Source organism: Paraburkholderia lebeckiae, assembly GCF_014201005.1.
Lineage (GTDB): Bacteria > Pseudomonadota > Gammaproteobacteria > Burkholderiales > Burkholderiaceae > Paraburkholderia > Paraburkholderia tuberum.
This window is the reverse complement of sequence record NZ_JACHDK010000003.1, coordinates 219,585-243,423: the sequence shown is the minus strand read 5'-3', so window position 1 is coordinate 243,423 and position 23,839 is coordinate 219,585. Positions and strand designations below refer to the sequence as shown.

Sequence of the window (23,839 nt, the reverse complement as noted above, 5' to 3'; positions counted from 1 at the left end):
ACGCCCAGGCCCTGGCGGATATGGCCAGGTAATAGCGGATCGGGAAGGGTTTTTGCGGCACCTGTCGGTGGATAACCTCGCGGCTAGAAAAGTTATCCACAGATTCGCTGAATAACCTTGTGGATAAGTGGAACTTTTGCCTTGTCAATCAAGCATGCCTTCGGGCCAGGGCGATCTGAGGCAAATGGACACCATCGACATTCTGGAGGACCGGATCATGAGTCTCGACTACGCAGGAAAATCCCACGACGAAGCGGTCGCCGCGCGCAAGAAGGCGCGGCAGCGCGCGCAGGAGCCGGCGGGCGGCGAGATGGCCGTCGACGGCGTCGAAGCCGATGCCACGCATAGCTGCGGCGAGTTGTCGGAACGAGGCAAACAGGTGTGGCGCACGGGCGCCGGACTCGATGGCGGAGGGAAGGCGCCGAGCCGCTAGCACTCGCGGGTTTGTCCGTCGGCCGTAGCTGGAAGGGGCCGCTTGACGCCGCCGTATCCCATGCAGGCCGAATGCTGAATACTGGAATACGAAAGGGCGCCGTTGCCGGCGCCCTTTTCTCATGCTTCCTTGCTGCGCATTTCGACGTGGCGATCAGTTGCCAAAAAATACGTTGCAGTACGACGCTGGGCCGTTGCAGGTCGAAGCCGGAGCGTCGGCGTGAACGACACCCGAAGCCGCTGCGAACAGCGCGGCCGAAGCGATCAGGGCGGAGAAAATGCGTTTCATGGTGTGCGTCCTCGTTTGTGTGTTGGTTGCGCGATCTGATGCGATCGATGGCGTGAAGAATAGCGAGCGGGCCCGCATCCACAAACAGCGAAGATGAGAAGACATTATTTTATAAATTGAAATAATCCCTATTGCGTGGTGGCTTTGAATTGGTGGTCGACCGCGACGCGTTGAGCGGCCCGTATGGCGATCCGGCAGCCTTGTCGCGCGCAGGCTCGAAATATCATTTCTTGCAACAATTAATTTCCGGTGTCATAAGCGGCCGCGCCGCGCGACGAAGCTCCTCGGGCATCGATTGCCAAGGGGCATATGTTCAATACCGATTCGCTATGGCAGGAACGTGAGGGAGAATGGCGCACGCATCCGCAAACCGTGCGAGGACGACCATCTGCTCATGAATCACGACGTTTCAGGACGACACGCGCAGCGCAGCGCGCGGCCGACAGCGCAGCGCAGCGCGCGGCCGACAGCGCAGCGACGGAGCATGCCGTGACGCAGCCAGGCGCTCCCTCGCTGGACGATCCCATTTATCTCGCGCAATTGCGGCGTGACCTCGTGCGCTTCGCCCGTCTGCAATTGCGCGACGCCGCGGCCGCCGAGGACGCCGTGCAGGAAGCGCTGACCGCCGCGTGGACTCAAGCCACGCGTTTCGCCGCGCAGTCGGAGCACAAGACCTGGGTGTTCGGCATCCTGCGCCATAAGCTCGTCGACACGCTGCGCGCGCGCCAGCGCACGGTCAATCTGTCGGCGCTCGAAGCCGAACTCGACGGCGAGGCGCTGCTCGATCGCGAGCTCTTCAAGGACAACGGCCACTGGTCGGGCGCGACCAAACCGCGTCCGTGGCCGACACCCGAAACCGCATTGCGCCAGCAGCAATTCTGGACGCTGTTCGAGATGTGCCTCGAGCATTTGCCCGAGCACATTGGACGCGTGTTCATGATGCGGGAGTTTCTCGACCTCGACATCGCGGCGATCTGTGCCGAACTGCAAATCAACGCGAATCATTGCAGCGTGCTGATCTATCGCGCGCGGCTGCGGCTGCGCACGTGCCTGAGCGAAAAAGGCCTATCCAGCGAGGATGCGAATGGGGAAATGTAAGGACATCACGCGGCTGCTATCCGATGCGCTCGACCGCTCCCTGTCGACTGGCGAATGGCTCGCGATCCGCCTGCATCTGCCGACCTGCAGCGGGTGCCGGAACTATCGCAAACAGATCCGCCTGTTGCGGGTCGCCGCGCATGTGGCGGGCGGAGTGGCGAACGTGGATGGAAAGGTGAGCGGCGACGAGTGATTTGCCGCTCTGCCACACCGCAGTTCAGCGCTCGCCGATCGGCACGTCGCGATAGCGTTCGAAAAAGCGAGCATGCAATGCCTCATCGATGCCGACAGGGTGCGCATCGGCACGCGCCGGATGTTTGGCGAGTTGCGCGCGGGTGCGAATCGGCCGATGCGCGAAATTGCCGCCGCAATTCGGACACACGTTGCGCAGCCTCGTCAGCGCGCAGACCTCGCAGAACGTGCATTCATAGGTGCAGATCATTGCGTCGGGCGCGTTCGGCGGAAGTGACTTGCCGCAGCCTTCGCAGGTTGGTCGCAATTCGAGCATGACGGTCGCTCCTGTTGTTGATGACGCGAGGCGCGGCTTGCTGCCTCATGTCAACGCGCTCCATAGCACGAGCGTCAACGCGAGACCGACGACCGATACGATCGTCTGCAAGACCGACCACACCAGTACAGTCTGTTTAAGCTGGAGTCCGAAATATTCGCGGACCATCCAGAAGCCGGCGTCGTTCACGTGGCAGAAGAACACCGAGCCGGCGCCGATCGCGAGCGCCATCAGCGAATTGTGCGTCGTGCTCAGGCCCGCAACGACCGGCGCGACGATGCCGGCCGTCGTCGTCGTGGCGACCGTCGCCGAGCCGGTGGCCTGGCGCAGCGCGACGGCGATCAACCACGCGAGCAAGATCAGCGGCATATGCGCCCCAACCGCGATCTTGCCGATCGTCGTGCTGATGCCCGCGACGACGAGCGCCTGCTTCAGACCGCCGCCCGCGCCGATCGTCAGCAACAGCGCGGCGATCGGCGGCAGGCTTTTGCGCAGAATGCCCCCGACGCGCTCGCGCGCCATGCCGCGCGACCAGCCCAGTGCGACCACCGCGAACAGCACGGTGAGGCCCAGCGCGATCAGCGGCTCACCAAGAAAATTCAGCGTATTGAAGAGGAACGTTTCGGGCTGAAGCAGAAGCTTCGCGACCGTGCGCCCGAGCATCAGTATGACGGGCAGCAGGATCGTGATCAGAGAGATCGCGAAGCCCGGCGGCTCGAAGCCGTTCTGCTCGGCGGTGAACAGCTTGCCCATTTCTTCAGGCTCGACGACGTGCATGCGTTTCGACAGCCAGATGCCATACAGCGGACCGGCGAGGACCACAGCGGGAAGCGCCACGATCAGGCCGAGGCCCAACGTCAAACCGAAATCGGCGTGCAACGCGCTCACCGCGATCAGCGGACCCGGATGCGGCGGCAGCAGCGCATGCAGCGTGGTCATACCGGCTAGGGCGGGAATCGCGATGCGCAGAATCGGCTGCTGCGCGCGACGCGCCATGACGAAGATGATCGGCACCATCATCACGAGGCCGACTTCGAAGAACAGCGGCAGGCCGATGAGCAGCGCGACGACGGCCATCATCCACGGCAGCGTGCGCGGGGTCGAGTGCGCGAGGATCGTCGACACGAGCCGGTCGGCGGCGCCCGATTCGGCCATAAACGCACCGAGCATCGCGCCCCAGCGCAATGATGATGCCGACGTCGCCGAGCAACGCGCCGGCGCCTTTGCTGAACGCGCTCGCGACTGCTTCGAGCGGCAGGCCGGCCGTGAAGCCCGCCGCGAAGGTGCCGACCAGGATCGACAGGAACGGCGCGAGCTTCAGCACGCTGATGAAGATGATGATCAGTGCTAGTCCAAGCGCGCACGACAGGATCAGTTGGGTGTCGTGGGCGGCCCACGGTGTCAGTGTTGTCGTTACAGGCACGGCGGTTTTTTTCCTCTCTTCGTTTGCAGTCGATCGATGCAGCCGCGAGCTGGTGGTCGCGGCCGCTTGTTTTTGCCGGTCGACTGTAGCGGGAGGGGATAGGTTGGGCTTTGGGCAATGCTTCACGACTGCCGCATGATTTGCTTATGCGAATTTATCGGTTCGTCCAGGCCCGCAGACGAATTATCGTCGGAGCCAATCGGACCATCTTTTGGCGTCCGTTAAATTCTTTTTCGACGAGTATTCTCATGTCCCGTGATCCGCTGCTGACGCGCCGTACGTTCCTGGCCGGCGTAGGCGCAACGCTGGCCGCCGCCGCGTTGCCGGTCTTCTCCGCCGCCGCATTTGCCGCCAATGAACATGCAAAAGAACTTCGCATCGGATATCAGAAAGCCGCAAGCACCCTGGTATTGCTGAAGGCGCACGGCACGCTCGAAAAGCGGCTCGCGCCACTTGGCATCACGGTCGAATGGACCGAGTTTCCGGCTGGGCCGCAATTGCTGGAAGGGCTGAACGTCGGCGCGATCGATTTCGGCTATGTGGGCGAAGCGCCGCCCGTCTTCGCGCAGGCCGCGGGTGCCAATTTCGTCTACACGGCGTATGAAATACCGACGCCGCACGCCGAAGGCATCCTCGTGCATCCGGACGCGCCAATCAAAACCTTGGCCGATTTGAAGGGAAAGAAGATTGCGCTGAACAAGGGCTCGGATGTGCACTGGTTTCTCGTCGCCGCGTTGCGGAAGAACGGCGTGAAGTTCAGCGAGATCCAACCCGTGTATCTGCCGCCCGCCGATGCACGCGCGGCCTTCGAGCGCGGTGCGGTCGATGCGTGGGCGATCTGGGATCCGTTCCTCGAAGCCGCCAGGCGGCAAACGAACGCGCGGCAGCTCGCCGATGCCGAGGGTATCGTGAGTCACCACCAGTTCTTTCTGAGCGCGCGGCCCTTCGCGCAACAGAACGGCGACGTCCTTGCGATCGTGATCGATGAAGTCGGCAAGGAAGGGGAGTGGGTGCGCGGCCATTACAGCGAGGCCGCCGCCCAACTCGCGCCGATTCAAGGGCTCGACGCGAGCGTGATCGAATCAGGCTTGCGGCATTACGCGCATATCTACAAGCCCGTCGACGCGAACGTACTTGCGGAACAACAGCGCATCGCGGATACGTTCACCGAACTGCATCTGATCCCGACGAAGATCGTGACCAAGGATGCCGCGCTGTCCGGTAAAGCCTAGCGCAGCAGTTCGAGTCCGCATCGCCCGCATCGTTTTACTTCGACGGTCGCGCGATCAGGCGAAAAGCGCGGCGACATTTTCCGGCGGGCGGCCGATGACAGCCCGTCCGTTTCTGACGACGATCGGTCGTTGCAACAGAATCGGATGCATCGCCAATGCTTCATAGAGCTGGGCGTCCGTCAGCGACGTGTCGGCAAGATTGAGCTCTTTATATTCAGCCTCGGTGTCGCGGATCATTTCGCGGACGGGACAGCCGAGTTGAGCATTGAGCTTCTCGAGCTCTGCGACGGTGAGTGGCTTCTTCAGATATTCGACGATTTCCGTCGCTTCGTTTGCGGGGTTGTAGGTGTTCGCGAGGAGTTCGCAGGTGGTGCGAGATTTGGAGCAGCGGGGGTTGTGGTAGATGGTGATCATGGCTGGATTCGGGGCTTACGCCGTTGAAGGTTGCTGTGACGGTTAGAAGGGTTCGGGAATTTTAGCGGGTGACTTGATGACGTGGCGCGGGATGACTGCGCGGCATCCGCGTTGTTTGAAACATCGGCGAGGTGGGTCGGTTTATGCGCATAAACCCACACCGCCTTCGAGGCGAGTGGGAACCGTTTAACGCTGGCACCCTGAGTTCTAGTCGCGCCTGCGATTCGCTCGCGCGGGCGCGATTCAAGCGACAACCTATATTCCCCGCTGATGAAGCACCGGACGCACGCTTGACGCTTGCCGCCATGTCTGGGGAGAATCGGTGTCGGACGAATTCACGACGAATCGTCCCTCCGGGCCAATTGGGACGCGAACTTTATGCGCATAAAGTCTGGCACCTCCTCACCCCTTTGGTCGCTCAGACGCGTGCGCTCCTTTTCCCAGCACATCGGCCCGAGAATAATCGCGAACAGTCACCGACGACTGTGCACGCAGTACGCGAGCACTCGTTACTTTCCCTTTGCCGCGGCAAGACAGCGATCAGCAACCCTTAAGCCCCAATCCACGCTTGCTCTGATATCCCGCAAGATCCGGGCACACGTCCGATGCCTCTTTCTGCGCATAAACCCTTTGCCGAATGGCCAATTTCCGAACTGCGCTTACGCAAATCATTTGAAATAGCAATTCAACCAGGTAAAATCCATTTGCGTCTAAAAAGAGGAGGTGAAATTTGGCGGCAGAAATCATCGCGGTAACACAGCAGAAAGGCGGGGTCGGGAAGAGCACCATCGCGATGCATCTCGGCGCTGCATTTCACGAGAAAGGCAAACGCGTTCTCGTCGTCGACGCGGATGGCCAAAATACTTTGATTCACTGGGCCAGTGCTGCCTCCGACGGCGACATCGGTATTCCATTCGCCGTCGTCAACCTGTCCGAAGCAGGCAGCCAGATCCATCGCGAGATCAAGAAGTTCGTGGCTGATTACGACATCATCGTCGTCGACTGCCCGCCATCCATCACCGAAAAAGTCTCCGGCGTCGTTCTGCTTGCGGCGAGCGTTGCGGTGATCCCAACTTCCTCGTCCCCTGCCGATTACTGGTCGAGCATCGGTCTCGTCAAGCTGGTCCAGCAAGCGCAGGTCATGAACGAAGACCTGCGAGCCGTGTTCCTGCTCAACAAGACTGAAGAGAAACGGATGCTGACGCGCGAACTGAAACGCGCGCTCGAAGAACTCGGCTTCCCTCTCCTCAAGACCCAGATTCCCACGCGCGAAGCCTACAAGCAGGCAATGGCGTTAGGGCAAACGGTGCTTCAGATGAACGACCGCGGCGCGAAGCTCGCCGCGCTCGAAGTACGGGCGTGCGCCAACGAGATCGCCGCCTTGCTCCCGTGAATTTATGCGCATAAAGGACCCTGAATGAAACCGTCCCAGTTCGCCAAAGGCTTTCAAGCACGTCCTGACACGTCCAGCAGCGAAAAGCGCACCGCGCTCGACCGTCTGAATGCGATCGACGGCCTGGTCAGAAACGAGCCGAAAACTCCCGCGATCGCCGGGCATCCGATTCCGGCCGTCTTGCCGTCGCGTCTGCAGGACGCGGAGATTCCTGATCCGGACAACGAATCGGCGGCCTACCGCGCCTGGAGGCTCGAGCACGGCTATCGTCCCGGCCAGATCGTCGAACTGGCGCTCAAAACGATCAAGCCGAGCCCGTTCAATCCACGGCACTTCTATGTGAAGTCGTCGATTGCGGAGCTTGCCGTCAATCTGGCGAAGCAGGGGCAGCAGCAGGCGATTCACGTCATTCCCGACTATGACAACCCTGGCACCTACTTCGTCAGTGACGGCGGCAGACGCGTGCGCGCGCTGAAAGAAGCGAACAAGGAGTCGGTGAAAGCGATAGTCATCGATCTGCCGATCGGCATCCAAAGCTACAAGCTCGGTTACGACCTCAACGTGCAGCGCGACTCGCAGACGGTGTTCGACAACGCGGTCGTGTGGCGACGCTTTCTCGACGAGCGGCATTTCCAGAGCCAGAAGGAACTGGCCGAACATCTCGGCCTCGACGAATCGACGGTCGCAGTCGCGCTGTCCATCGCCAAACTCCCGGAAACCGTGATGCAGGAGATGGTCGCGCGCCCTGATCGCTTCGGCTCGAACATGGCGTATCAGGTGGGCCGCTACCACACGGCTCGCGGCGCGGAGGCGACACTGCGACTGATCAACCGGATCCTTTCCGACGATCTGAGCACACGCCAGGTCGCCGACATCGTCAAAGGCCGAGCGACCTCGCAGGAAAGCGCCAAACCGGCGGGCCGGCAGCGCTACGCGCAACGTCTGGAAATCAAGCTTGGTGGTGTGTCGGTCGGCGATCTGAAGTCGTATGGGGACGACCGGCTCGAGTTGCGCCTGAAAGGCCTCACGCGTGAAAAGCGCGACGACATCCTGCGGCAGATCGAGAAGATGCTGAAGTAAGACGTGAGGGCGGTGCGCATGCACCGCCGCCTGGATTCCAAAGGCAGTTATCGACCCATCAGGCCGCGCGCGACTGGCTCAGTGTAAAGGCGAGCAGATCGCCGTCGGTCGGTTCGCCCCAGGTCCTGCGCGCGAGCCAGTCGAAGAACGCCGTTTCGACGATCTTCGACTCGAGCCCGCGACGCCGCCAGTCGTCGCGCATGTGCGTACCGAGCCCCGGCAATTCTTCTTCCTCGAACGACTGTCGCGCGATATCGCGCTCCGACTCGCCCTGTTCGTTGTACAACTCGTAGGCCTGCTTGCGACGGTAAGCTGAGTATTCGCCGAGCAGACGCGCCTTCAGATCGTCGGCCGGCGACGCCGCGGCCTTGCTGGTGCCGCCATCCGCGGGCAGCGCCTCGACCGGCGGCGCATAGCCTTTCTTCAACGCATCCTTGAACAGCGCCGGCGCACTGCGCACCGGCGGCAGTGACGTGCTGCGCATACGCTGCTCGGTCATCTGCAGCGCCGCGCGGATTCGGTTCTCCTCGCTGTCCGCGTAAAGCGTCTGCGCCTCCTTGAGCGGAATGCCGATCTTCACCATCCGATCGACCAGCGTGCTGTCGAACACGTTTGGATGTTCGTCGAGCGCGAGCATCGGCTGCTTGCGCTCGGTCACGCGGAACTGGATTTCAGCGACGCGCCGACCCTCGCGATGCTCGATCAGCTCGACAAAAATGTTCGTGACCGCGTTGACCTCGGCGATGGCCGGGCGCAGGTAGTCGCGCTTGAAATACTTGTACTCGCGCTTCGCCTCGTCGCCGGCTTCGGTATCCGGCGTGCCCGACAGAATCGGCCGCCACCATTCCCAGGTCTCGCGCATCGTCAAGTGGCTGGGGTTGGTCAGGTAGCGCACGCAGATCTCGTAGAGTGCGAGGCCCGCGCTGCTGCGCAGCTGACTCTGGAACTGCAGACTCAGCCGCGCATACTGAACCGGATCGAGCAGTTTCTTCTTGATCTTCGGCGCAAACGAAAACTCGACCCAGACGCGACGCGTGGTCGGATCTTCGAGAATTTCCGCGTCCGCGATCAGCGTCGAAATACCCCATTTGCGGCCAGGCTTCTGACTCGACGTGCCGGTGCTCCACTCAACCTGCACCGACACCATGCGGCGCAGATGCTCCTTGACGAGCGCGGTGTCATTGGAATCGAACGCGGAATTGGCGACGATGTCGGACAGAAGCGCCCGATAGGTGTCGCCCGACTCATCCGCTTGCTGGGCCACCGCGAGTAACACGTTAAAAAGCTTGCGCGTGAGCAGCGTGATCTTGCCGCTCTTGGGCTGGATCGCGATCGCCTCGACGGCTTTGCGCAGCTCAGCCGAGCTCGGGCTGACAACATCGGTCTTTTTCGCGCGCTTCGTAGCCATGCGTCGAGGTGAGGAGGGGATTTCGCGAGAGCATACCGGCTGTGGTGATATGCGTCTATAGCGCCCATCTCACCATTGCCGGTGAAGCGAGTTTACGAAGCGCAACTCACCTCGAGCAACTCCCGAAAACCCTCACCTCGTGTGCGTGCCGCCAGGATCGGGCTCTCCTTGCCGGTCGCGGCGTTTGCGAATCCGGCGCGTTTCGCCGCGTGCGGCAACTGGGAGCATGTGATCCCGAATCTCCTCACCTCGAAAATTTTCGCGGATTTTTTCGAGAACCTCGTGCAAACGGATGGTGTCCGGGGCGGGTGAAGACTTTGTCGTGCGGCCTCGCGATCGTTTCGTCGAGCATCGCGTGCTGCAGGCCGACGCACAGTCCGGATCAATAGATGGAATGCCCCCACGGTATCGGACCCGCAAGGCGGCGTGGGCCAGCGACAGGCGCCCCGTCAGCCCTGCTGTCGCTGCATCAGGCTTCCTGTCGTCGGGCGCGCCATTCGACTGCTTGGTACCTCCGCTGACGATTCAGCCCTCACCGCCGAGAACCTGCCAGCATTAACCACCAGTTTCGACTTCGAGCTTCGTCCGAAGCTGCCGAAAAGGGGAGATCCAACCACAGGCAAATCCTCACCGCTCCGATGCTCCCGAAAAACCTCACCGTAGCACCGCGGAACGGCACAACACGACACGCGCTCATGCCGCGCCAGTACCGCATTTCTCCAATGCAATCTCCTGAAAAGCCTCACCTTTGACGTTTACGGAGGCCCCGGCGCTCCCTTCCAAAGAACTCCTGAAAACTCTCACCTTTGCTGGAGGACAGGCAAAAAATCAATGATTTCCGTGACTTGCGATAACCCCATCTCGTATTTGAACCACCGGGTGTCCCCGTAAAACCTCACCTTAGGCCTGTTTTTTCGCATCGCAGCACTTTCATTGTGTCCCGTGGATCTCCCGGAAAAACTCACCTCTGCAATCAGAGACTCGGTATACCTACACTCGCAAATCGCCATCTGCCGGGCATCTCCGGCCGATGACCCGCGTTTCAGTCCCGAATCTCCTCACCTTAATGCGCAGAACCCTATCCAGACCTTCCCGAAAAGCCTCACTTTTGACGAAATCGCCGGCCAAATCAGCTCGCGGATTTGCTGATAAGCCAGCTCCCCCGAATCCCCTCACCTTTCCAATCGCCAGCGGTTCCCGCTAACCGGTCTTTCGGGCAATCGATGTGTCGAAATCCATCCTGGCTCCCGTAAAACCTCACCTCAGCAGTCTGGATGCTCAAAAAGAAAGCAAAATTGGACCCCGCGCCCCGAAAACTCTCACCTTCGTTTCACGTTTTCTCCCGCCACGGCTCACCCAAGCGGTTATCCACCCCAAAAAACCGGCAAAAAACCACGCTCGCGAGCCTCCCGAAAGCCCTCACCTTGCTGCAGGCCAAACCGAACAAACACTTTCGAGGGCTGTCGGGCGCTTCGCGGCTGCGAAGTCCCGCAAAACCTCACCTTTGCCCAAACCCCACGTATACGGCGTTTCCTGAACCCGCTCACGTTCCGTCCCGGAGCCGCTCACCGAGCTTCCCGAACCCCATCACCCGAGCTTCCCGCAGACCCTCACCAAGTCTCCCGCAAAGCTTCACCTTGCTGGGCTGAAAGCCCCGCCAGATAAGGGTCTGCCGAGTCGTTAACGTTTTTAACAAGGGTTCAAAGGTGTTTATTTTTATTACTCTCAAGCCTTGCACCCGCGAGCCCCGTGAAACACGGGCCCAACACCCCGCAGCCATTGCCGATCAATCGTGAAACAGTGCGCGATCATGCGAGAATCAAACAAAATTCTTCTAATACAAGGGCTTATTAGCTATTCTTCGTTTTGTTTCACGGAGAAAAACGGTCCCCGCGTGTTTACTATCGCAATTTGCACACAAAAGCCTGTCGGTATGCGCCAATCCCTTCGCCACCGATAAATCGGTAGCAAACACTACGTAAATTGTTATGATCCATCCAATTCGAGCCACATCGAGGTAAACATGAATCTGGATCAGGAGCGGCAAGCCATTCGCGACGAGCTTGAATCAATGCGTGCGCAGGGCGTGCGCCGCCAGGATCTGTCGCTGCATGCCTGCAAACGGCTCTTTTTCGATCTCGGCATCCGACCATCGATGGCAGCCGTTCGCGATCTCACGCAAACCGGCAGCGCGAGCGACATCCCGAAGGACATCGATCATTTCTGGGAGCGCATCCGCAGCGTATCGCGGGTCAAGGTCGGAGCGGGCGCGATACCAAAGGCACTCGAAGATCGCGCCGGCGAACTGCTGGGCGCGCTATTCGAAGAAGCGGTCGTGCAGGCCAAAGCGTCGCTCGATGGCGAACGTGAGGAGATCCGCGCGCAGATCAGCGCCGCCGAGCTGCGCGTACGCGAGGCGGAAATTCGTCGGGATGCGGCCGACGACTCCATCAGGCGCAGCGAAGCGCGCGCCGAAGCCGCGTGGGAGCGGGTTCGCGCACTTGAAACCCAGTTATCGAGCGCGACTACGCACGGCAGCGTTCACCTTGAAGGCATGCAGGCAACCACGCGTCGGCTCGACCAGGAGAACGAAGCGCTGCGGCAACGGCTCGAAAACGAACAGACCACCAATGCTGCGTTGCGCGACCGGATCGACGCGTTGCACGTCGAATTGCGGCAAAGCACGGAGCACTATGCACAGCAGATCAAGGATGCGGTCGCGGAAGCCGAGCGGCGCGTCAAGCCGATGCTGGTCGAACTCGACTCGCTGCGTAGCATGGCCGCGACGTATCAGTCCGGCGTGCGTGACGCGAGCCGCAAGGAATTCGAGTTCATTCAGCAGATTGCCGCCGCCAAGGCGCGCGCCGATCGGCTCGACGCGCAGCTGCGCGAGCAGTCGGACGAAGTCGACGCGCTGACGAAAGAAGTCGCCACCCTGCGTGGCCAGCAGGGCATCGATCCGGCCATCGCCGTACTGCTGTGCTCGCTGGTTACTGAGGGGCGGCTCACGAGCAAAGAGTTGAGCATGATCGGCACTGCGGCTGACGGCCACGTGACACTGCCCGCGAAATGCCCGAAATGCGAGGAGGGTGAGCCGGAGCTGTCGCAGGTCGATCACCGTTTCGAACTGTTGTGCCCGGAATGCGAGCACTCTTCCGGCCTCGGCGAATCAAGGCTCGCGGCGGTGAACCAGTTCCTGTCGAACGATGGCACCACAGCGCCGTCGTCCCGCTCCGTCCACGCGATGCGTTAACCAGAGGCGGCCAATCCAACGGAAAAAACGTCAAAGGTGAGGAAATTCGGGACCGCGACGGTGAGGCTCTTCAGGGCTCGCCGGCTCCCGCTTTCCGCGTCAAACGCCCGTCACGGCGGGGCTCGGCCAACGGCGCCGAAGCTGGATCCGGCTCCTCTGTCGCGGGCGAATCCTGCTGATCAATCCACGTTTGCCACGCGCGATATAGCCGGTTCGCGGACACCGCCTGCACGAAACCGAGCCATTGTCCGACCTGTTCGGCCTCCACCCCGCTTTCGAAAAGATCCGCCGCAAACGTGTTGCGCAAGGTCTGCGGACTCGCCCGCGATTGGCGCGATGTGGCAATCCCCGCTGCATCGACGAGCGCATCCACCGCGCGCAGCATCGTGGCCTTATGCATCGGCCTGCCCGACGGCGATGCGGGAAACACAAGCTTGCCGGCCAGTTGCGTCAGCCGGCGTTCGGCTAGCCAGGCGTCGAGAATCGCCGTTGCAAACGGCGCGAGTCGCGTGCGCCGCGTCAGCACTGGATTCGCGGACTCGATCGTGACCCACGGCGAGCCCTCTTTCACGCAACTAACCGTAAGCGCTCCCGCTTCGCCCGTCTTCAGTCCTGCGCCCAGAAACACCGCGATCAACGCGCGATCGCGTCGCTCTCTCCAGCGCTGCGCGGTAGACAAAGCCGGCAACGGCGCGAACAGCCGTGCGATCAACGCAGTGCGTTCCGCATGCGTGAGAAACCCGGTCGGCTCATTGTCGCGCGCATTGCGCCACGCGGCTTCCCCGTCCTGAGCGATGAAACGAGCCGGGTTGGTCGACGCCGATTCGATCTCGCGCACGTGATCGAGCACGCGCTCGATGAGCCGCAAATAGCGGATCCGCTGCGTTCTGCGAATCTCGAGGCTGGCGACGAATTCGGCGATCGCGGGCGTGTCGACCGTCGCGAGGCTTTGTTGCCGCGCGCCAAGCCAATCGAGAAACTGCCCCCACTGCGCCTGATAGACCAACGCCGAAGAGCGACGGAAGTGCTGCTTCGCGAGCCACGCGTCGAACGCGACCTGCGGGTCGCGACGCCAGTCTTCGCGTTGCTGATCGAACAGATCGGTAGAGGGCGCGGGACGGGGAACGGGGTCGGACAGATGACGAGGTGACATGAGCAATCCTTCCGTTAGTTGCACCGTTTGGTCCGCGTATTGTAGGCGCTGACCGCCGCAAGGCCGACCGCGAGGAATGGATGAGGATCCGAGCCATCCCGAGGTGGTGCCGCCATTAGCCGCCCCACGCCCGGGCGCGCTTTAAGGGCGCATTGGCCGGCCGTGGCAGCGCCGCCCGGCGCGCCGCTTCCTCGTACGCATTGACGGCAAACGCAAAGACGGCGGGCAATGCATTGGAGGTGCCGAAATCCACGCCGTCATCGGTTTCTGGATAAGGCAGATCGGACGGGCGCTGGAACAGCCCGAGCATCAGCGCGTCGTGCCGGCCGGCAAAACCGAGATCGGCCAGCGCCTCGGCTTCGATGGCATGGAGCAGACGCCACGTGAGCGGCACCTGCTTGACGATGTAGCGCGCGGCGATGCTGCGCACGATATGTTCGAGATCGCGCGCGGCGGTCTGGAAGCGCAGCGCGGCGAGAGTTTGATCGGTAGGGTCGGTTTTCAGGTTGTTCATTCTCGGCTCCAATCGACACCTGATACTGTACAAACATACAGTATCAAGCGCAACCTGGCCGAACGGCCTAGCCGTGAATCACAACCAGCAGCGCTTTGGCCTCGCTCTTGCCGACGTTGCGGATCGCATGCGGTTCATCCGCGACGTAGCGCGCGGTGTCTGCGACCTTGAGCCGCTTCGTCGCGCCGGCCGCCTCGATTTCGATCGAGCCGTGCAGCACGGTCAGATGCTCGCGCGTGCCTGGCTCGTGCGCGTTCGACACGAGGGCCCCGCCTGGCCGCAGCGTCAATTCGTACCACTCGAACTTGCCGGCCAGCTCGATCGGTCCCCACACACGCAACTGGTATTTCGCTTCATGACCGCTTAGCGTAGGAATATCGTGCGGTCCGGAAACGGCGATTGCCTCGGGCGACTTCGGCGCCGCAAACAGCGAATCGAGGCTTACGCCGAGCGCATTGGTCAGCCGCCATGCAACCGCGATCGTCGGATTGGCCTTGTCGCGCTCGATTTCCGACAGCATCGATTTCGACACGCCGGCCGCGCGCGACAGATCGTCGAGCGTCATGCGCCGCTCGGCGCGCAGCCGTTGAATCTGTTCGCCGACGCGCGGCGGCGCAGCAATCGCCGCATTCGGCGGTAACGCCGCGCTGGCGGAGGTGGGCGCCGTATTGGCCGCGGCGCGGCGTGTACCCGAACTTGCCATTTCCTGACCCATCGTTTAGAGTTGTTCGATATACCGGATTTTAGTTCGGAAAAACGAAAATATCCGATAAAGCTGACAACCGACTATAACAGGCCGCCCTTCCCGCGCGCACGCGAATGCGGGCGCCATCACTCTCAGGAGCCCCGTTCATGCGTGACCAATACCTTGCCCATCTGCGCGGCACCCTCGACCAGATCCGCGCCGACGGCTTCTACAAGAGCGAGCGCGTGATCGCGAGTCCGCAGTCGGCCGACGTGCGTCTTGCCGACGGCAGCGACGTGCTGAACTTCTGCGCAAACAACTATCTCGGTCTCGCCGACGACGCGCGGCTGATCGAAGCCGCCAAGCAAGGCCTCGACAGCGACGGCTTCGGGATGGCGTCGGTGCGCTTCATCTGCGGCACGCAAACCGTGCACAAGCAACTCGAAGCGGCGCTCGCCGCGTTCCTGCAAACCGACGACTGCATTCTCTACTCGAGCTGCTTCGACGCGAACGGCGGCCTGTTCGAAACGCTGCTCGACGAAAACGACGCGATCATCAGCGACGAGCTGAATCACGCGAGCATCATCGACGGTGTGCGGCTGTCCAAGGCGAAGCGCTTTCGCTACAGGAACAACGACCACGGCGATCTCGAAGCGCGCCTGCAGGAAGCCGATGCGGCGGGCGCGCGCTTCAAACTGATCGCGACCGACGGCGTGTTCTCGATGGACGGCATCATCGCGAACCTCGCCGGCATCTGCGATCTGGCCGACAGGTACGGCGCATTGGTGATGGTCGACGACTCGCACGCGGTCGGCTTCATCGGTGAACACGGTCGCGGCACGCCCGAGCATTGCGGAGTGATGGCGCGCGTCGACATCATTACCGGCACGCTCGGCAAGGCGCTCGGCGGCGCATCGGGCGGCTACGTCGCGGCGCGCAAGGAAGTCGTCGAGCTGTTGCGCCAGCGCTCCCGCCCGTATCTGTTCTCGAACACGCTGACGCCGAGCATCGCGGCGGCGTCGCTGAAGGTACTCGAATTGCTCGCCAGCGATGAAGGCGCGCAGCTGCGCGCACGCGTGCGCGAAAACGGCGCGCATTTCCGCCGCGCGATGAGCGCGCTCGGCTTCACGCTCGTGCCGGGCGAACATCCGATCATTCCGGTGATGCTCGGCGACGCGCAACTCGCGGGAAAGATGGCCGATGCGCTGCTGAAGCAAGGCGTCTACGTGATCGGTTTTTCGTTCCCAGTGGTGCCGCGTGGCCGCGCGCGCATCCGCACGCAGATGAGCGCCGCGCACACGCCGGCGCAGATCGACCGTGCCGTCGAGGCGTTCGCGCGCGTCGGTCGCGAGCTCGGCGTCATCACCACCTGATCGCCGCGTGATTCGAATGGAGAAGCAGATGAAAGCATTGGCAAAACTCGAACGCGGGCCGGGCCTCACGCTGACCGACGTGAAGAAGCCCGAAGTCGGTCATAACGACGTGATGATCCGCATCACGCGCACCGCGATTTGCGGCACCGACATTCATATCTGGAAGTGGGACGACTGGGCGCAGAAGACGATTCCGGTGCCGATGCACGTCGGCCATGAATACGTCGGCGAAATCGTCGAGATGGGGCAGGAAGTGCGCGGCTTTGCGATCGGCGATCGGGTGTCGGGCGAAGGACACATCACCTGCGGCTTCTGCCGCAACTGTCGCGCGGGCCGCCGGCATCTGTGCCGCAACACGATCGGCGTCGGCGTGAATCGCGAGGGCGCGTTCGCCGAATACCTGGTGATTCCGGCCTTCAACGCGTTCAAGATCCCGCCTGAAATCTCCGACGATCTCGCCGCGATCTTCGATCCGTTCGGCAACGCGACGCATACGGCGCTGTCGTTCAACCTCGTCGGCGAAGACGTGCTGATTACCGGCGCTGGGCCGATCGGCATCATGGCGGTGGCGATCGCCAGGCACGTCGGCGCGCGCAACATCGTGATCACCGATGTCAACGACTATCGCCTCGAACTCGCGCGCAAGATGGGCGCGACGCGCGCGGTGAACGTGTCGCGCGAATCGTTGCGCGACGTGATGCACGATCTGCACATGACCGAGGGCTTCGACGTCGGACTCGAAATGTCGGGCGTGCCGAGCGCGTTTACGGGCATGCTCGAAGCGATGAACCACGGCGGCAAGATCGCGCTGCTCGGCATTCCACCCGCGCAAACCGCGATCGACTGGACCCAGGTGATCTTCAAAGGCCTTGAAATCAAGGGCATTTATGGGCGCGAGATGTTCGAGACCTGGTACAAGATGGTCGCGATGCTGCAAAGCGGCCTCGATCTGTCGCCGATCCTCACCCACCATTTCAAGGTCGACGACTATCAGGAAGCCTTCGCGACGATGCTTTCCGGCGAAAGCGGCAAGGTGATTCTCGACTGGACCTCTGCCTGAGTCGGCACCTCACCGTCTGAACGCTGACGCCCGCAGCGCGCTTACGCGCCTGCGGGCGTTTTCACGAACTCGGCCTGGATGCGCACGTGAATATCGTCGCCGACGGCCGGATACCAGGTAGACAGACCGAACTTCGCGCGGCTGAAATGACCGTCCGCGGAAAAGCCAAGCGTGTCCTTCTTCGTCAGCGGATCGGGCGCGAAGCCGTTGAACGTGACGTCGAGCGTGACCGGCTGCGTGACGCCGCGGATCGTCAGATCGCCGCTCAGCGTGCCGCGCGCTTCGCCGGTGCGCTCGAAACGCGTGCTCGCGAAGCGGATCTGCGGATAGCGCGCGACGTCGAGCATGCTGTCGCTTTTCACCATCTTGTCGAGCAGCGGCACGTTCGTGTCGATGCTCGCGGCGTCGATCGCGACCGACGCCGTGCTGTGTTCGAGGCCGCCATCGTTCCAGTCGAGTTCCCCCTGCTTGCGATCGAAACGCATCGTAAAGCGCGTGTATTTGAAGTGATCGATATCGAACGTGATGCTCGTATGGTCCTGATCGATGTCGTAGCGTCCGGGCGGCACGCGCGCCTCGTTCTGACTGACCGAATGCGTGAGCACCTGGATCGGCGTGCAGGCCACCGCGCCCAGCAGCGTTGCGCCGAGCAGCGCGCGTACCCACGCGGTGCGAACGGAGGATGGTTTCATCGAAGCGATTCCGGTTGAGCGGTGATCAAGCGATCTCCATCACGATAGCAGCAAGCGCACCCACAGCGCCGAAGCTCGAAGAAAAACTTGACGAGGGAGAATGATCGTTCTACCTTTTCGTCCATGACACACGAAACGATTCCGACCGATCCAAACGACGCGGCCCAGCCCGGCACGGCGCGCGAGCGGCTGCTCGATGCCGCCGAGGCGCTTATCTACGTCGGCGGCATCCATGCAACCGGCGTCGATGCGATCGTGCGGCAGTCCGGCACCGCGCGCAAAAGCTTTTACACGCATTTCGAGTCGAAAGATGCGCTAATCGCGGCCGCGCTCGAACGGCGTGACGAGCGCTGGATGAACTGGTTTATCGCCGGCACGCAACGGCGCGGCAAGGGCGCGCGCAGACGCCTGCTCGGCATGTTCGACGTGCTGCGCGAGTGGTTCGCATCGGCGGATTTTCATGGCTGCGCGTTTCTGAACGCGGCCGGCGAAATCGAATCCGCCGACGATCCGATCCGCGTCGTCGCGCGCAAACACAAGACACGACTGCTCGGTTTCGTGCGTGCCGAATGCGACGCGTTCGTCGTGGAAGCCGAAATCGATGCGCGTCGCGCGGCGCCGCTCGCGCGGCAATGGCTCGTGCTGCTCGACGGCGCGATTGCGGTGGCGCTCGTGAGCGGCGAAGCCGATGCGGCGCTCGACGCGCGGGCGGTTGGCAAGACCTTGCTCGATGCGGCGGCGAAACCCGCCGCAACCAAACGGCCGCCATCGCGGCCCACCATAACCTGACCGAGGAACCATCATGGCCGATACGATCGAAGCCCGCCCGCCGCTGCCGCCATTCACTCGCGATACCGCGATCCAGAAAGTGCGCGCCGCGGAAGACGCCTGGAACACCCGCGAACCCGAGCGCGTATCGCTCGCGTACACGACGGATAGCGTGTGGCGCAACCGCGCCGAATTCGTGCATGGCCGCGCGGAGATCGTCGGCTTTCTGCGCCGCAAATGGGCGAAGGAGCTCGACTATCGGCTGATCAAGGAGCTCTGGGCGTTCACCGACAACCGCATCGCGGTGCGCTTCGCGTACGAATGGCACGACGATTCGTACAACTGGTTCCGCTCGTATGGCAACGAGAACTGGGAGTTCAACGAGCATGGTCTGATGGCGCATCGTCACGCAAGCATCAATGACCTGCCGATCCGCGAAGCCGACCGCTTGTATCGCTGGCCGCTCGGCCGGCGGCCCGACGATCACCCCAGCCTGTCCGATCTCGGCCTGTAGACGTTCCCAACACATTCATCGCCGGCGGCGCAGCCGATGCGCGCCGCGAACTTCTTCACCGCTTGTTCATCACGGTGCCATCGGTTCTCCGTTATCGTGGCGGTTCCGGCTGCGGGGGCACGTCGCGTGCCCGGCCGAGCGAGTCCTCAATATCGACCGCACGGCTTCAGGTACAGTGCGCGACGGGCGGCACGCGGATCGCCAGAACACCATGACACCGGCGCTCGACCGGTGACGGAGAAGAAATGCACTTCAGGCAGATGAACAAGAATATCCGGCGCGCCGCGGTGGCGCTTTTCGCCAGCTTCGCGGCGGTCTCCGCGGCGCACGCGGGCAACTGGTGTGACGGCGGTGTATGGGTCGACGCGATGCTCGGCTCGTATCACATCAACCCCGATCCCGATACGCACTTCGAGCAGTTCAATCCCGGGCTTGGCGTCGAATGCTGGCTGAACAACCAGTGGGCGCTGACGGCTGGCGGCTTTCGCAACTCGCTGCGTCGGCCGTCCTACTACGGCGGCGGCGTGTGGGCGCCGGAGTTCGCGCATTGGGGCATCGTTCGGATCGCGGCGATCGGCGGGATCATCTCTGGCTATAACTACGGCAACTGGGGGCTTGGCAGCAATCACACGATCGGCCCGGTGGTCGCGCCGATCGTGATGCTCGAATACAAGCGCGTCGGCGCGAACTTCATCGTCATTCCGCCGATCCCATCGGACAATCTGCCCTTTACGATTGGTTTTCAGCTGAAGGTAAAGTTCTGACGGAGCCCCAAGCAACGTGAGCGATCGCCCTCAGGTGAGGTTTTTCGGGAGCCAAAGGCTTCCGTTCTACTCGGATTGAGCAATTGCCGCGAGCGCGAGGTCTCGAATGCGGGGCCGACCTCCTGGAACTCCTCACCATGGCGCACAAAGCGTCGTTCTCTCGACTCCTGGAAATCCTCACCATCCTGGAAGACCTCACCTCAACAGGCTCGCTTCAACTTTTAGCCCTGAATTTCAGCGTGTTTTTCGCGCACTGGACACCGACGCGCTCCGCGCTCGCTGGTCCGAAACGCAATCGTTCACCGCAACGCTGAAGCCAGCGAAGCACGTGCTGCGCGCTTCGACGCACCTCATTTCTATCCCCGTTCCGACGCACACCGCGTGAGCAGTCGCGCATCCCGCCCACTGCTCCCGAAAACCCTCACCGTAGTGCCACCTCCTGGAACTCCTCACCATTCGCGCGTCGCTCGATCCGGGCCTCGCCCATGCACGCCATTCATATCGACCATTTTTGGCCCGAATTTGACCGCGTTTATCGCCGCTCATATCGTGCAGCCATGTCGTCCGGATGTGATTCGCCCCGCTGCGTAGAGCCATCGTCATGCGGGAACCTCAATCTTCGTTCTCCCTGAGCCATGAACTCTGACGCCGTGAATTCCGATCTGAGCGCCCCGCTCGCATCACGCCGATCCGCCGCCGCGACGAGCGGCGTACGACGCGCGGTCACGACCGCCGTGCTGGGTCAAATCCTCGAATGGTATGACTTCTTCCTGTATGGAACGGCCGCGGCGCTGGTATTCGGCAAGCTGTTCTTCCCCGTCGGCAGCGATCCGCTCACCGGCACCATCGCCGCGTTCGGCGGCTTCACGGTCGGCTTCATCGCGCGGCCGATCGGCGGCGTGCTGTGCGGACATCTCGGTGACCGCTACGGGCGCAAGCTCGTGACGATGCTGACGCTGTTCGCGATGGGCACTGCGACTATGTTGATGGGCGTGCTGCCCACCTACCAGCAGATCGGCCTCGCCGCGCCGGCGCTGCTCGTGTGTCTGCGCATCGTGCAGGGGCTCGCCGCGGGCGGCGAATGGAGCGGCAGCATCCTGCTGATCCATGAGAACGCGCCGCAATCGAAGCGCGGCGCGCTCGCCGCGTGGAGTCCGTGCGGCGCGGCGCTCGGCTTCGTGCTGTCGACCGGGGCGTTCCTGCTGGTGCAGAACCTGTCGTCTGCCGATTTCCTGAGCTGGGGCTGGCGCATTCCGTTCCTCTGCAGCGCCGCGCTCGTCGCGCTGGGCTTGTGGATGCGCCGCTCGGTCGGCGAAAGCGCCGCGTTCGCTCGAGCGAAGGCAACCCGTCGCGACACTCGCATGCCGGTGATCGAAGTGTTGCGGCAATGTCCTCGCGAAGTGCTGACGATCTTCGGTTTGCGCTTCGGCGAAGGCGGTGCGTCGTACATCTTCTTCGCGTTCTCGATCGCGTATGGCCAGTTCCTCGGCATCAAATCGAGCTGGATGCTCGGCGGCCTGACCCTTTCGATGCTGCTGATGATTCCGTTCTCGCTGTTCTTCGGCTACCTGACCGACAAGGTCGGACGCAAGCCCGTGTATCTCGCCGGCGCGATTGCGATGGTGCTCGTCGCATGGCCGTACTTTGCGCTGCTCGGCTCCGGCGAATACTGGAAAGTGATCACGGCCCTCGTGCTGGCGAACAGCCTCACCCTCGGCATCCTCGAAGGCGCGCAGCCTGCGTTCATCAGCGAACTGTTGCCGGTACATCTGCGCTTCTCGGGGCTTGGCATCGGGCGCGAAATCTCCTCGGTGCTCGGCGGCGGCCTGTCGCCGATGATCGCCACGGCGCTGCTCGCGCACTATCGCAGCGCGACGCCGGTCGCTCTGTATCTCGGCGTGCTCGGCCTGATCACCGTGATCGCGACACTGCTCGCCCGGGAGACCTATCCGAAAGCGATGCGCATCGAAGCGCATCAGGAAACCGAATGACATCGTTCACATCACCGAATCAAGAGGTAACGCGCATGCACGCCGTTCATACCGCCAGCGCCCGCGCTTGCACCGCCGACGCACCCATCATCGACACGCAGGAGGACTACCCCGATTACACGGGCCCGCTGTCGCTCGATGACCTGATCACCGAAGTCGAGCGTCGCCGCGACGAGTTCGATGCGGTTTCACACGTCCCGCGCGACATGATCCTGAAGATGAAGCGCGCGGGCATCTTCCGCGCGAGCACGCCGAAACGCTTCGGCGGCGACGCGCTGCCGCCGCCACACTTTCTGGCGATGCTCGAACGCATCGCGATCGCCGATGGTTCGACCGCATGGGTCGCGGCCTTTGGCTCCGCGAACACGTATCTTGCGTCGCTGCCGGTCGAGACTCAGGCCCGCATCTACGCGTCCGGTCCAGACCAGGTTTTCGCGGGCGGCCTGTATCCCCTGCAACCGGCCGAGCATGCGCCCGGCGGCTACGTCGTGTCGGGTCAATGGCGTTTCGCGAGCGGCTGCAAGGGCGCGGACTGGATCGGCGTCGGCATCGGTGGCGCGCCGGGCAAAGTCGGCGACGCGAACACGGGCAAGCCGTTCACGGCTGTGTTCCCGGCGAGCGAAGTCGAGATCGTCGACAACTGGAACGTGGTCGGCATGCAAGGCACCGGGAGCCACGATCTGCGCCTGAAAAACAAGTTCGTCGACGAGCAATGGACCTTCGTGCGCGGCGGTGCGCCGCTGATCGACGAGCCGCTCTACCGCTACCCCGCCGTCGCATATCAGGCGCAGGTGCATGCGGCGGTGAACCTCGGGCTCGCGCGCGCGGCGCTCGACCTGTTGGCCCGTATGTCCGGCGTAACCAGAACGACGACCGGCGCGCCGCGTCTTGCCGACCGCGCGTACTATCGCTCGGGTCTCGCGCAGGCCGAAGCGAATCTGCGCAGCGCGCGCGCGTTCTTCTTCGAGTCGGCGCAAACTTCGTGGCGCACGGTCATGGCGGGCGACCCCGTATCGCCCAGCGAGGCCAATCTGCTGCGGCTCTCCGCGACGCATGCCGCGCATACGTGCGCCGAGGTGGTCATGCAGGCGTACAAGATGGCTGGCATCGGCGCGATCTATCGCGAGAGCCGCATGCAGCGGATGGTGCGCGATTCGATCGTCGTCACGCAGCACGCGTTTCTCGGCGAAGGCAGCTACGACGCGTCGGGCGCGCTATTCGTCGGCATACCGCCGGTCACGCCCTATCCCTGAGCGACGTAGGAGCGACTGTCATGACGCACGACGAAACGCGCACGCACTTCCGCAACGCGATGGCTTGCCTCGGCGCGGCCGTCAACATCATCACGACCGATGGTCCGCGCGGGCGCTGCGGCATCACCGCGAGCGCGGTCTGTTCGGTGACCGATACGCCACCGACCATGCTGGTGTGCATCAATCAATCGAGCTATGTGCATGACGTGATGCACGAAAACGCGAACCTGTGCATCAACATCCTTGGCGCGCACTGCCAGGACCTGGCGCGCGTGTTCGCGGGCATGACGGGTTGCTCGATGGACGCGCGTTTCGATCAATGCGCATGGCAGCCGGGAGCGCTCGGCGCTCCGGTGCTTGGCGACGCGCTCGCGAGCCTCGAAGGACAGATCGTCGACAGCAAGACGGTGGGCTCGCACTCGGTGATGTTCGTGCGGATCGAGCGGATCGCCACGCGCATTGACGGCGATGGCCTCGTCTACTTCGGCAGGCAGTTCCACCGGCTTGCGCGTGCCGGTGTCGCGGCTTGCGAGGCGGCATGA

The 23,839-nt window shown here is 62.6% G+C and carries 23 protein-coding genes and 1 pseudogene; 16 read left to right on the top strand and 8 right to left on the bottom strand.

The window, feature by feature from the left end:
- The first annotated feature begins 217 nt into the window (after positions 1–217).
- The 3 genes from HDG39_RS07650 to HDG39_RS07640 all read left to right on the top strand — a co-directional run bounded on the left by HDG39_RS07650 (position 218) and on the right by HDG39_RS07640 (position 2,012).
- On the top strand, positions 218–433 hold the full coding sequence (locus tag HDG39_RS07650) for a hypothetical protein (RefSeq protein WP_026226445.1): 216 nt from the start codon (positions 218–220) through the stop codon (positions 431–433).
- A 777-nt stretch (positions 434–1,210) separates the two neighbouring features.
- Complete coding sequence (locus HDG39_RS07645) at positions 1,211–1,819, top strand: RNA polymerase factor sigma-70 (RefSeq protein WP_184004607.1); 609 nt, start codon at positions 1,211–1,213, stop codon at positions 1,817–1,819.
- The gene (locus tag HDG39_RS07640; RefSeq protein WP_184004605.1) at positions 1,800–2,012 is read left to right on the top strand and encodes a zf-HC2 domain-containing protein; all 213 of its coding nucleotides are present in this window, start codon (positions 1,800–1,802) and stop codon (positions 2,010–2,012) included. The genes HDG39_RS07645 and HDG39_RS07640 overlap by 20 nt, the downstream gene beginning before the upstream one ends.
- Before the next feature lie 24 nt (positions 2,013–2,036).
- On the opposite strand, the gene HDG39_RS07635 is transcribed toward HDG39_RS07640, so the two are convergent.
- Together HDG39_RS07635 and HDG39_RS07630 are read right to left on the bottom strand one after the other, a co-directional pair.
- Positions 2,037–2,327, bottom strand: coding sequence for a DUF1272 domain-containing protein (locus HDG39_RS07635; protein ID WP_184004602.1), 291 nt, complete (start codon positions 2,325–2,327; stop codon positions 2,037–2,039).
- Positions 2,328–2,372: 45 nt separating this feature from the next.
- A pseudogene (locus tag HDG39_RS07630) lies at positions 2,373–3,750 on the bottom strand (GntT/GntP/DsdX family permease).
- Positions 3,751–3,998: 248 nt separating this feature from the next.
- Here HDG39_RS07630 and HDG39_RS07625 point away from each other — a divergent pair.
- Complete coding sequence (locus HDG39_RS07625) at positions 3,999–4,982, top strand: sulfonate ABC transporter substrate-binding protein (RefSeq protein ID WP_184004599.1); 984 nt, start codon at positions 3,999–4,001, stop codon at positions 4,980–4,982.
- A 54-nt stretch (positions 4,983–5,036) separates the two neighbouring features.
- Here the strand turns inward: HDG39_RS07625 and arsC are convergent, their stop codons facing one another.
- On the bottom strand, positions 5,037–5,396 hold the full coding sequence (gene arsC, locus HDG39_RS07620; protein ID WP_184004596.1) for an arsenate reductase (glutaredoxin): 360 nt from the start codon (positions 5,394–5,396) through the stop codon (positions 5,037–5,039).
- 730 nt (positions 5,397–6,126) lie between these two features.
- Between arsC and parA the strand changes: the two genes are divergently transcribed.
- Complete coding sequence (gene parA, locus HDG39_RS07615) at positions 6,127–6,789, top strand: ParA family partition ATPase (RefSeq protein WP_013092840.1); 663 nt, start codon at positions 6,127–6,129, stop codon at positions 6,787–6,789.
- A 24-nt stretch (positions 6,790–6,813) separates the two neighbouring features.
- Positions 6,814–7,869 (top strand): ParB/RepB/Spo0J family partition protein, encoded by a 1,056-nt coding sequence (locus tag HDG39_RS07610; RefSeq protein ID WP_184004593.1) that lies wholly within the window; start codon positions 6,814–6,816, stop codon positions 7,867–7,869.
- 58 nt (positions 7,870–7,927) lie between these two features.
- Here HDG39_RS07610 and HDG39_RS07605 read toward each other — a convergent pair whose 3' ends face one another.
- The gene (locus tag HDG39_RS07605; RefSeq protein WP_184004590.1) at positions 7,928–9,277 is read right to left on the bottom strand and encodes a replication initiation protein; all 1,350 of its coding nucleotides are present in this window, start codon (positions 9,275–9,277) and stop codon (positions 7,928–7,930) included.
- A gap of 2,023 nt (positions 9,278–11,300) precedes the next feature.
- On the opposite strand from HDG39_RS07605, the gene HDG39_RS07600 reads away from it, so the two are divergent.
- Complete coding sequence (locus HDG39_RS07600) at positions 11,301–12,530, top strand: DNA-binding protein (RefSeq protein WP_184004587.1); 1,230 nt, start codon at positions 11,301–11,303, stop codon at positions 12,528–12,530.
- Positions 12,531–12,600: 70 nt separating this feature from the next.
- On the opposite strand, the gene HDG39_RS07595 is transcribed toward HDG39_RS07600, so the two are convergent.
- The 3 genes from HDG39_RS07595 to HDG39_RS07585 all read right to left on the bottom strand — a co-directional run bounded on the left by HDG39_RS07595 (position 12,601) and on the right by HDG39_RS07585 (position 14,912).
- A complete protein-coding gene (locus HDG39_RS07595; protein WP_184004584.1) occupies positions 12,601–13,683 on the bottom strand; it encodes a tyrosine-type recombinase/integrase in 1,083 nt (360 codons plus the stop codon).
- Positions 13,684–13,798: 115 nt separating this feature from the next.
- The gene (locus HDG39_RS07590; RefSeq protein ID WP_184004581.1) at positions 13,799–14,197 is read right to left on the bottom strand and encodes a DUF2471 family protein; all 399 of its coding nucleotides are present in this window, start codon (positions 14,195–14,197) and stop codon (positions 13,799–13,801) included.
- 67 nt (positions 14,198–14,264) lie between these two features.
- Entirely contained in the window at positions 14,265–14,912 is a 648-nt protein-coding gene (locus tag HDG39_RS07585) for a helix-turn-helix domain-containing protein (RefSeq protein WP_184004578.1), read from the bottom strand.
- 137 nt (positions 14,913–15,049) lie between these two features.
- Between HDG39_RS07585 and HDG39_RS07580 the strand changes: the two genes are divergently transcribed.
- Both HDG39_RS07580 and tdh read left to right on the top strand, forming a co-directional pair.
- Positions 15,050–16,255, top strand: a complete 1,206-nt coding sequence (locus HDG39_RS07580; RefSeq protein WP_184004575.1) for a glycine C-acetyltransferase — start codon at positions 15,050–15,052, stop codon at positions 16,253–16,255.
- Positions 16,256–16,283: 28 nt separating this feature from the next.
- On the top strand, positions 16,284–17,315 hold the full coding sequence (gene tdh / locus HDG39_RS07575; protein ID WP_184004572.1) for an L-threonine 3-dehydrogenase: 1,032 nt from the start codon (positions 16,284–16,286) through the stop codon (positions 17,313–17,315).
- Between the two features lie 41 nt (positions 17,316–17,356).
- Here tdh and HDG39_RS07570 read toward each other — a convergent pair whose 3' ends face one another.
- Positions 17,357–18,007: a YceI family protein gene (locus HDG39_RS07570; protein WP_184004569.1), complete on the bottom strand. Its 651-nt coding sequence runs from the start codon at positions 18,005–18,007 to the stop codon at positions 17,357–17,359.
- A 123-nt stretch (positions 18,008–18,130) separates the two neighbouring features.
- Between HDG39_RS07570 and HDG39_RS07565 the strand changes: the two genes are divergently transcribed.
- The 7 genes from HDG39_RS07565 to hpaC all read left to right on the top strand — a co-directional run bounded on the left by HDG39_RS07565 (position 18,131) and on the right by hpaC (position 23,839).
- Positions 18,131–18,796 (top strand): TetR/AcrR family transcriptional regulator, encoded by a 666-nt coding sequence (locus tag HDG39_RS07565; RefSeq protein ID WP_184004566.1) that lies wholly within the window; start codon positions 18,131–18,133, stop codon positions 18,794–18,796.
- A 13-nt stretch (positions 18,797–18,809) separates the two neighbouring features.
- A complete protein-coding gene (locus HDG39_RS07560) occupies positions 18,810–19,289 on the top strand; it encodes a nuclear transport factor 2 family protein (protein WP_184004563.1) in 480 nt (159 codons plus the stop codon).
- A 245-nt stretch (positions 19,290–19,534) separates the two neighbouring features.
- A complete protein-coding gene (locus HDG39_RS07555) occupies positions 19,535–20,053 on the top strand; it encodes a hypothetical protein (protein ID WP_184004560.1) in 519 nt (172 codons plus the stop codon).
- A 137-nt stretch (positions 20,054–20,190) separates the two neighbouring features.
- Complete coding sequence (locus tag HDG39_RS07550) at positions 20,191–20,367, top strand: hypothetical protein (RefSeq protein ID WP_184004558.1); 177 nt, start codon at positions 20,191–20,193, stop codon at positions 20,365–20,367.
- A 321-nt stretch (positions 20,368–20,688) separates the two neighbouring features.
- A complete protein-coding gene (locus HDG39_RS07545; protein ID WP_184004555.1) occupies positions 20,689–22,044 on the top strand; it encodes an MFS transporter in 1,356 nt (451 codons plus the stop codon).
- A 35-nt stretch (positions 22,045–22,079) separates the two neighbouring features.
- The gene (locus HDG39_RS07540; RefSeq protein ID WP_184004552.1) at positions 22,080–23,297 is read left to right on the top strand and encodes an acyl-CoA dehydrogenase family protein; all 1,218 of its coding nucleotides are present in this window, start codon (positions 22,080–22,082) and stop codon (positions 23,295–23,297) included.
- 20 nt (positions 23,298–23,317) lie between these two features.
- Positions 23,318–23,839 (top strand): 4-hydroxyphenylacetate 3-monooxygenase, reductase component, encoded by a 522-nt coding sequence (gene hpaC, locus HDG39_RS07535; RefSeq protein ID WP_184004549.1) that lies wholly within the window; start codon positions 23,318–23,320, stop codon positions 23,837–23,839.

What these genes read in the sequence shown, in the direction of transcription:
- HDG39_RS07650 (WP_026226445.1), top strand. Translation starts at nt 218, where the DNA reads ATGAGTCTCGACTACGCAGGAAAATCCCACGACGAAGCGGTCGCCGCG.
- HDG39_RS07640 (WP_184004605.1), top strand. Translation starts at nt 1,800, where the DNA reads ATGCGAATGGGGAAATGTAAGGACATCACGCGGCTGCTATCCGATGCG.
- HDG39_RS07635 (WP_184004602.1), bottom strand. Translation starts at nt 2,327, where the DNA reads ATGCTCGAATTGCGACCAACCTGCGAAGGCTGCGGCAAGTCACTTCCG.
- HDG39_RS07625 (WP_184004599.1), top strand. Translation starts at nt 3,999, where the DNA reads ATGTCCCGTGATCCGCTGCTGACGCGCCGTACGTTCCTGGCCGGCGTA.
- arsC (WP_184004596.1), bottom strand. Translation starts at nt 5,396, where the DNA reads ATGATCACCATCTACCACAACCCCCGCTGCTCCAAATCTCGCACCACC.
- HDG39_RS07610 (WP_184004593.1), top strand. Translation starts at nt 6,814, where the DNA reads ATGAAACCGTCCCAGTTCGCCAAAGGCTTTCAAGCACGTCCTGACACG.
- HDG39_RS07605 (WP_184004590.1), bottom strand. Translation starts at nt 9,277, where the DNA reads ATGGCTACGAAGCGCGCGAAAAAGACCGATGTTGTCAGCCCGAGCTCG.
- HDG39_RS07600 (WP_184004587.1), top strand. Translation starts at nt 11,301, where the DNA reads ATGAATCTGGATCAGGAGCGGCAAGCCATTCGCGACGAGCTTGAATCA.
- HDG39_RS07595 (WP_184004584.1), bottom strand. Translation starts at nt 13,683, where the DNA reads ATGTCACCTCGTCATCTGTCCGACCCCGTTCCCCGTCCCGCGCCCTCT.
- HDG39_RS07590 (WP_184004581.1), bottom strand. Translation starts at nt 14,197, where the DNA reads ATGAACAACCTGAAAACCGACCCTACCGATCAAACTCTCGCCGCGCTG.
- HDG39_RS07585 (WP_184004578.1), bottom strand. Translation starts at nt 14,912, where the DNA reads ATGGGTCAGGAAATGGCAAGTTCGGGTACACGCCGCGCCGCGGCCAAT.
- HDG39_RS07580 (WP_184004575.1), top strand. Translation starts at nt 15,050, where the DNA reads ATGCGTGACCAATACCTTGCCCATCTGCGCGGCACCCTCGACCAGATC.
- tdh (WP_184004572.1), top strand. Translation starts at nt 16,284, where the DNA reads ATGAAAGCATTGGCAAAACTCGAACGCGGGCCGGGCCTCACGCTGACC.
- HDG39_RS07570 (WP_184004569.1), bottom strand. Translation starts at nt 18,007, where the DNA reads ATGAAACCATCCTCCGTTCGCACCGCGTGGGTACGCGCGCTGCTCGGC.
- HDG39_RS07565 (WP_184004566.1), top strand. Translation starts at nt 18,131, where the DNA reads ATGACACACGAAACGATTCCGACCGATCCAAACGACGCGGCCCAGCCC.
- HDG39_RS07560 (WP_184004563.1), top strand. Translation starts at nt 18,810, where the DNA reads ATGGCCGATACGATCGAAGCCCGCCCGCCGCTGCCGCCATTCACTCGC.
- HDG39_RS07555 (WP_184004560.1), top strand. Translation starts at nt 19,535, where the DNA reads ATGCACTTCAGGCAGATGAACAAGAATATCCGGCGCGCCGCGGTGGCG.
- HDG39_RS07550 (WP_184004558.1), top strand. Translation starts at nt 20,191, where the DNA reads ATGGCGCACAAAGCGTCGTTCTCTCGACTCCTGGAAATCCTCACCATC.
- HDG39_RS07545 (WP_184004555.1), top strand. Translation starts at nt 20,689, where the DNA reads ATGAACTCTGACGCCGTGAATTCCGATCTGAGCGCCCCGCTCGCATCA.
- HDG39_RS07540 (WP_184004552.1), top strand. Translation starts at nt 22,080, where the DNA reads ATGCACGCCGTTCATACCGCCAGCGCCCGCGCTTGCACCGCCGACGCA.
- hpaC (WP_184004549.1), top strand. Translation starts at nt 23,318, where the DNA reads ATGACGCACGACGAAACGCGCACGCACTTCCGCAACGCGATGGCTTGC.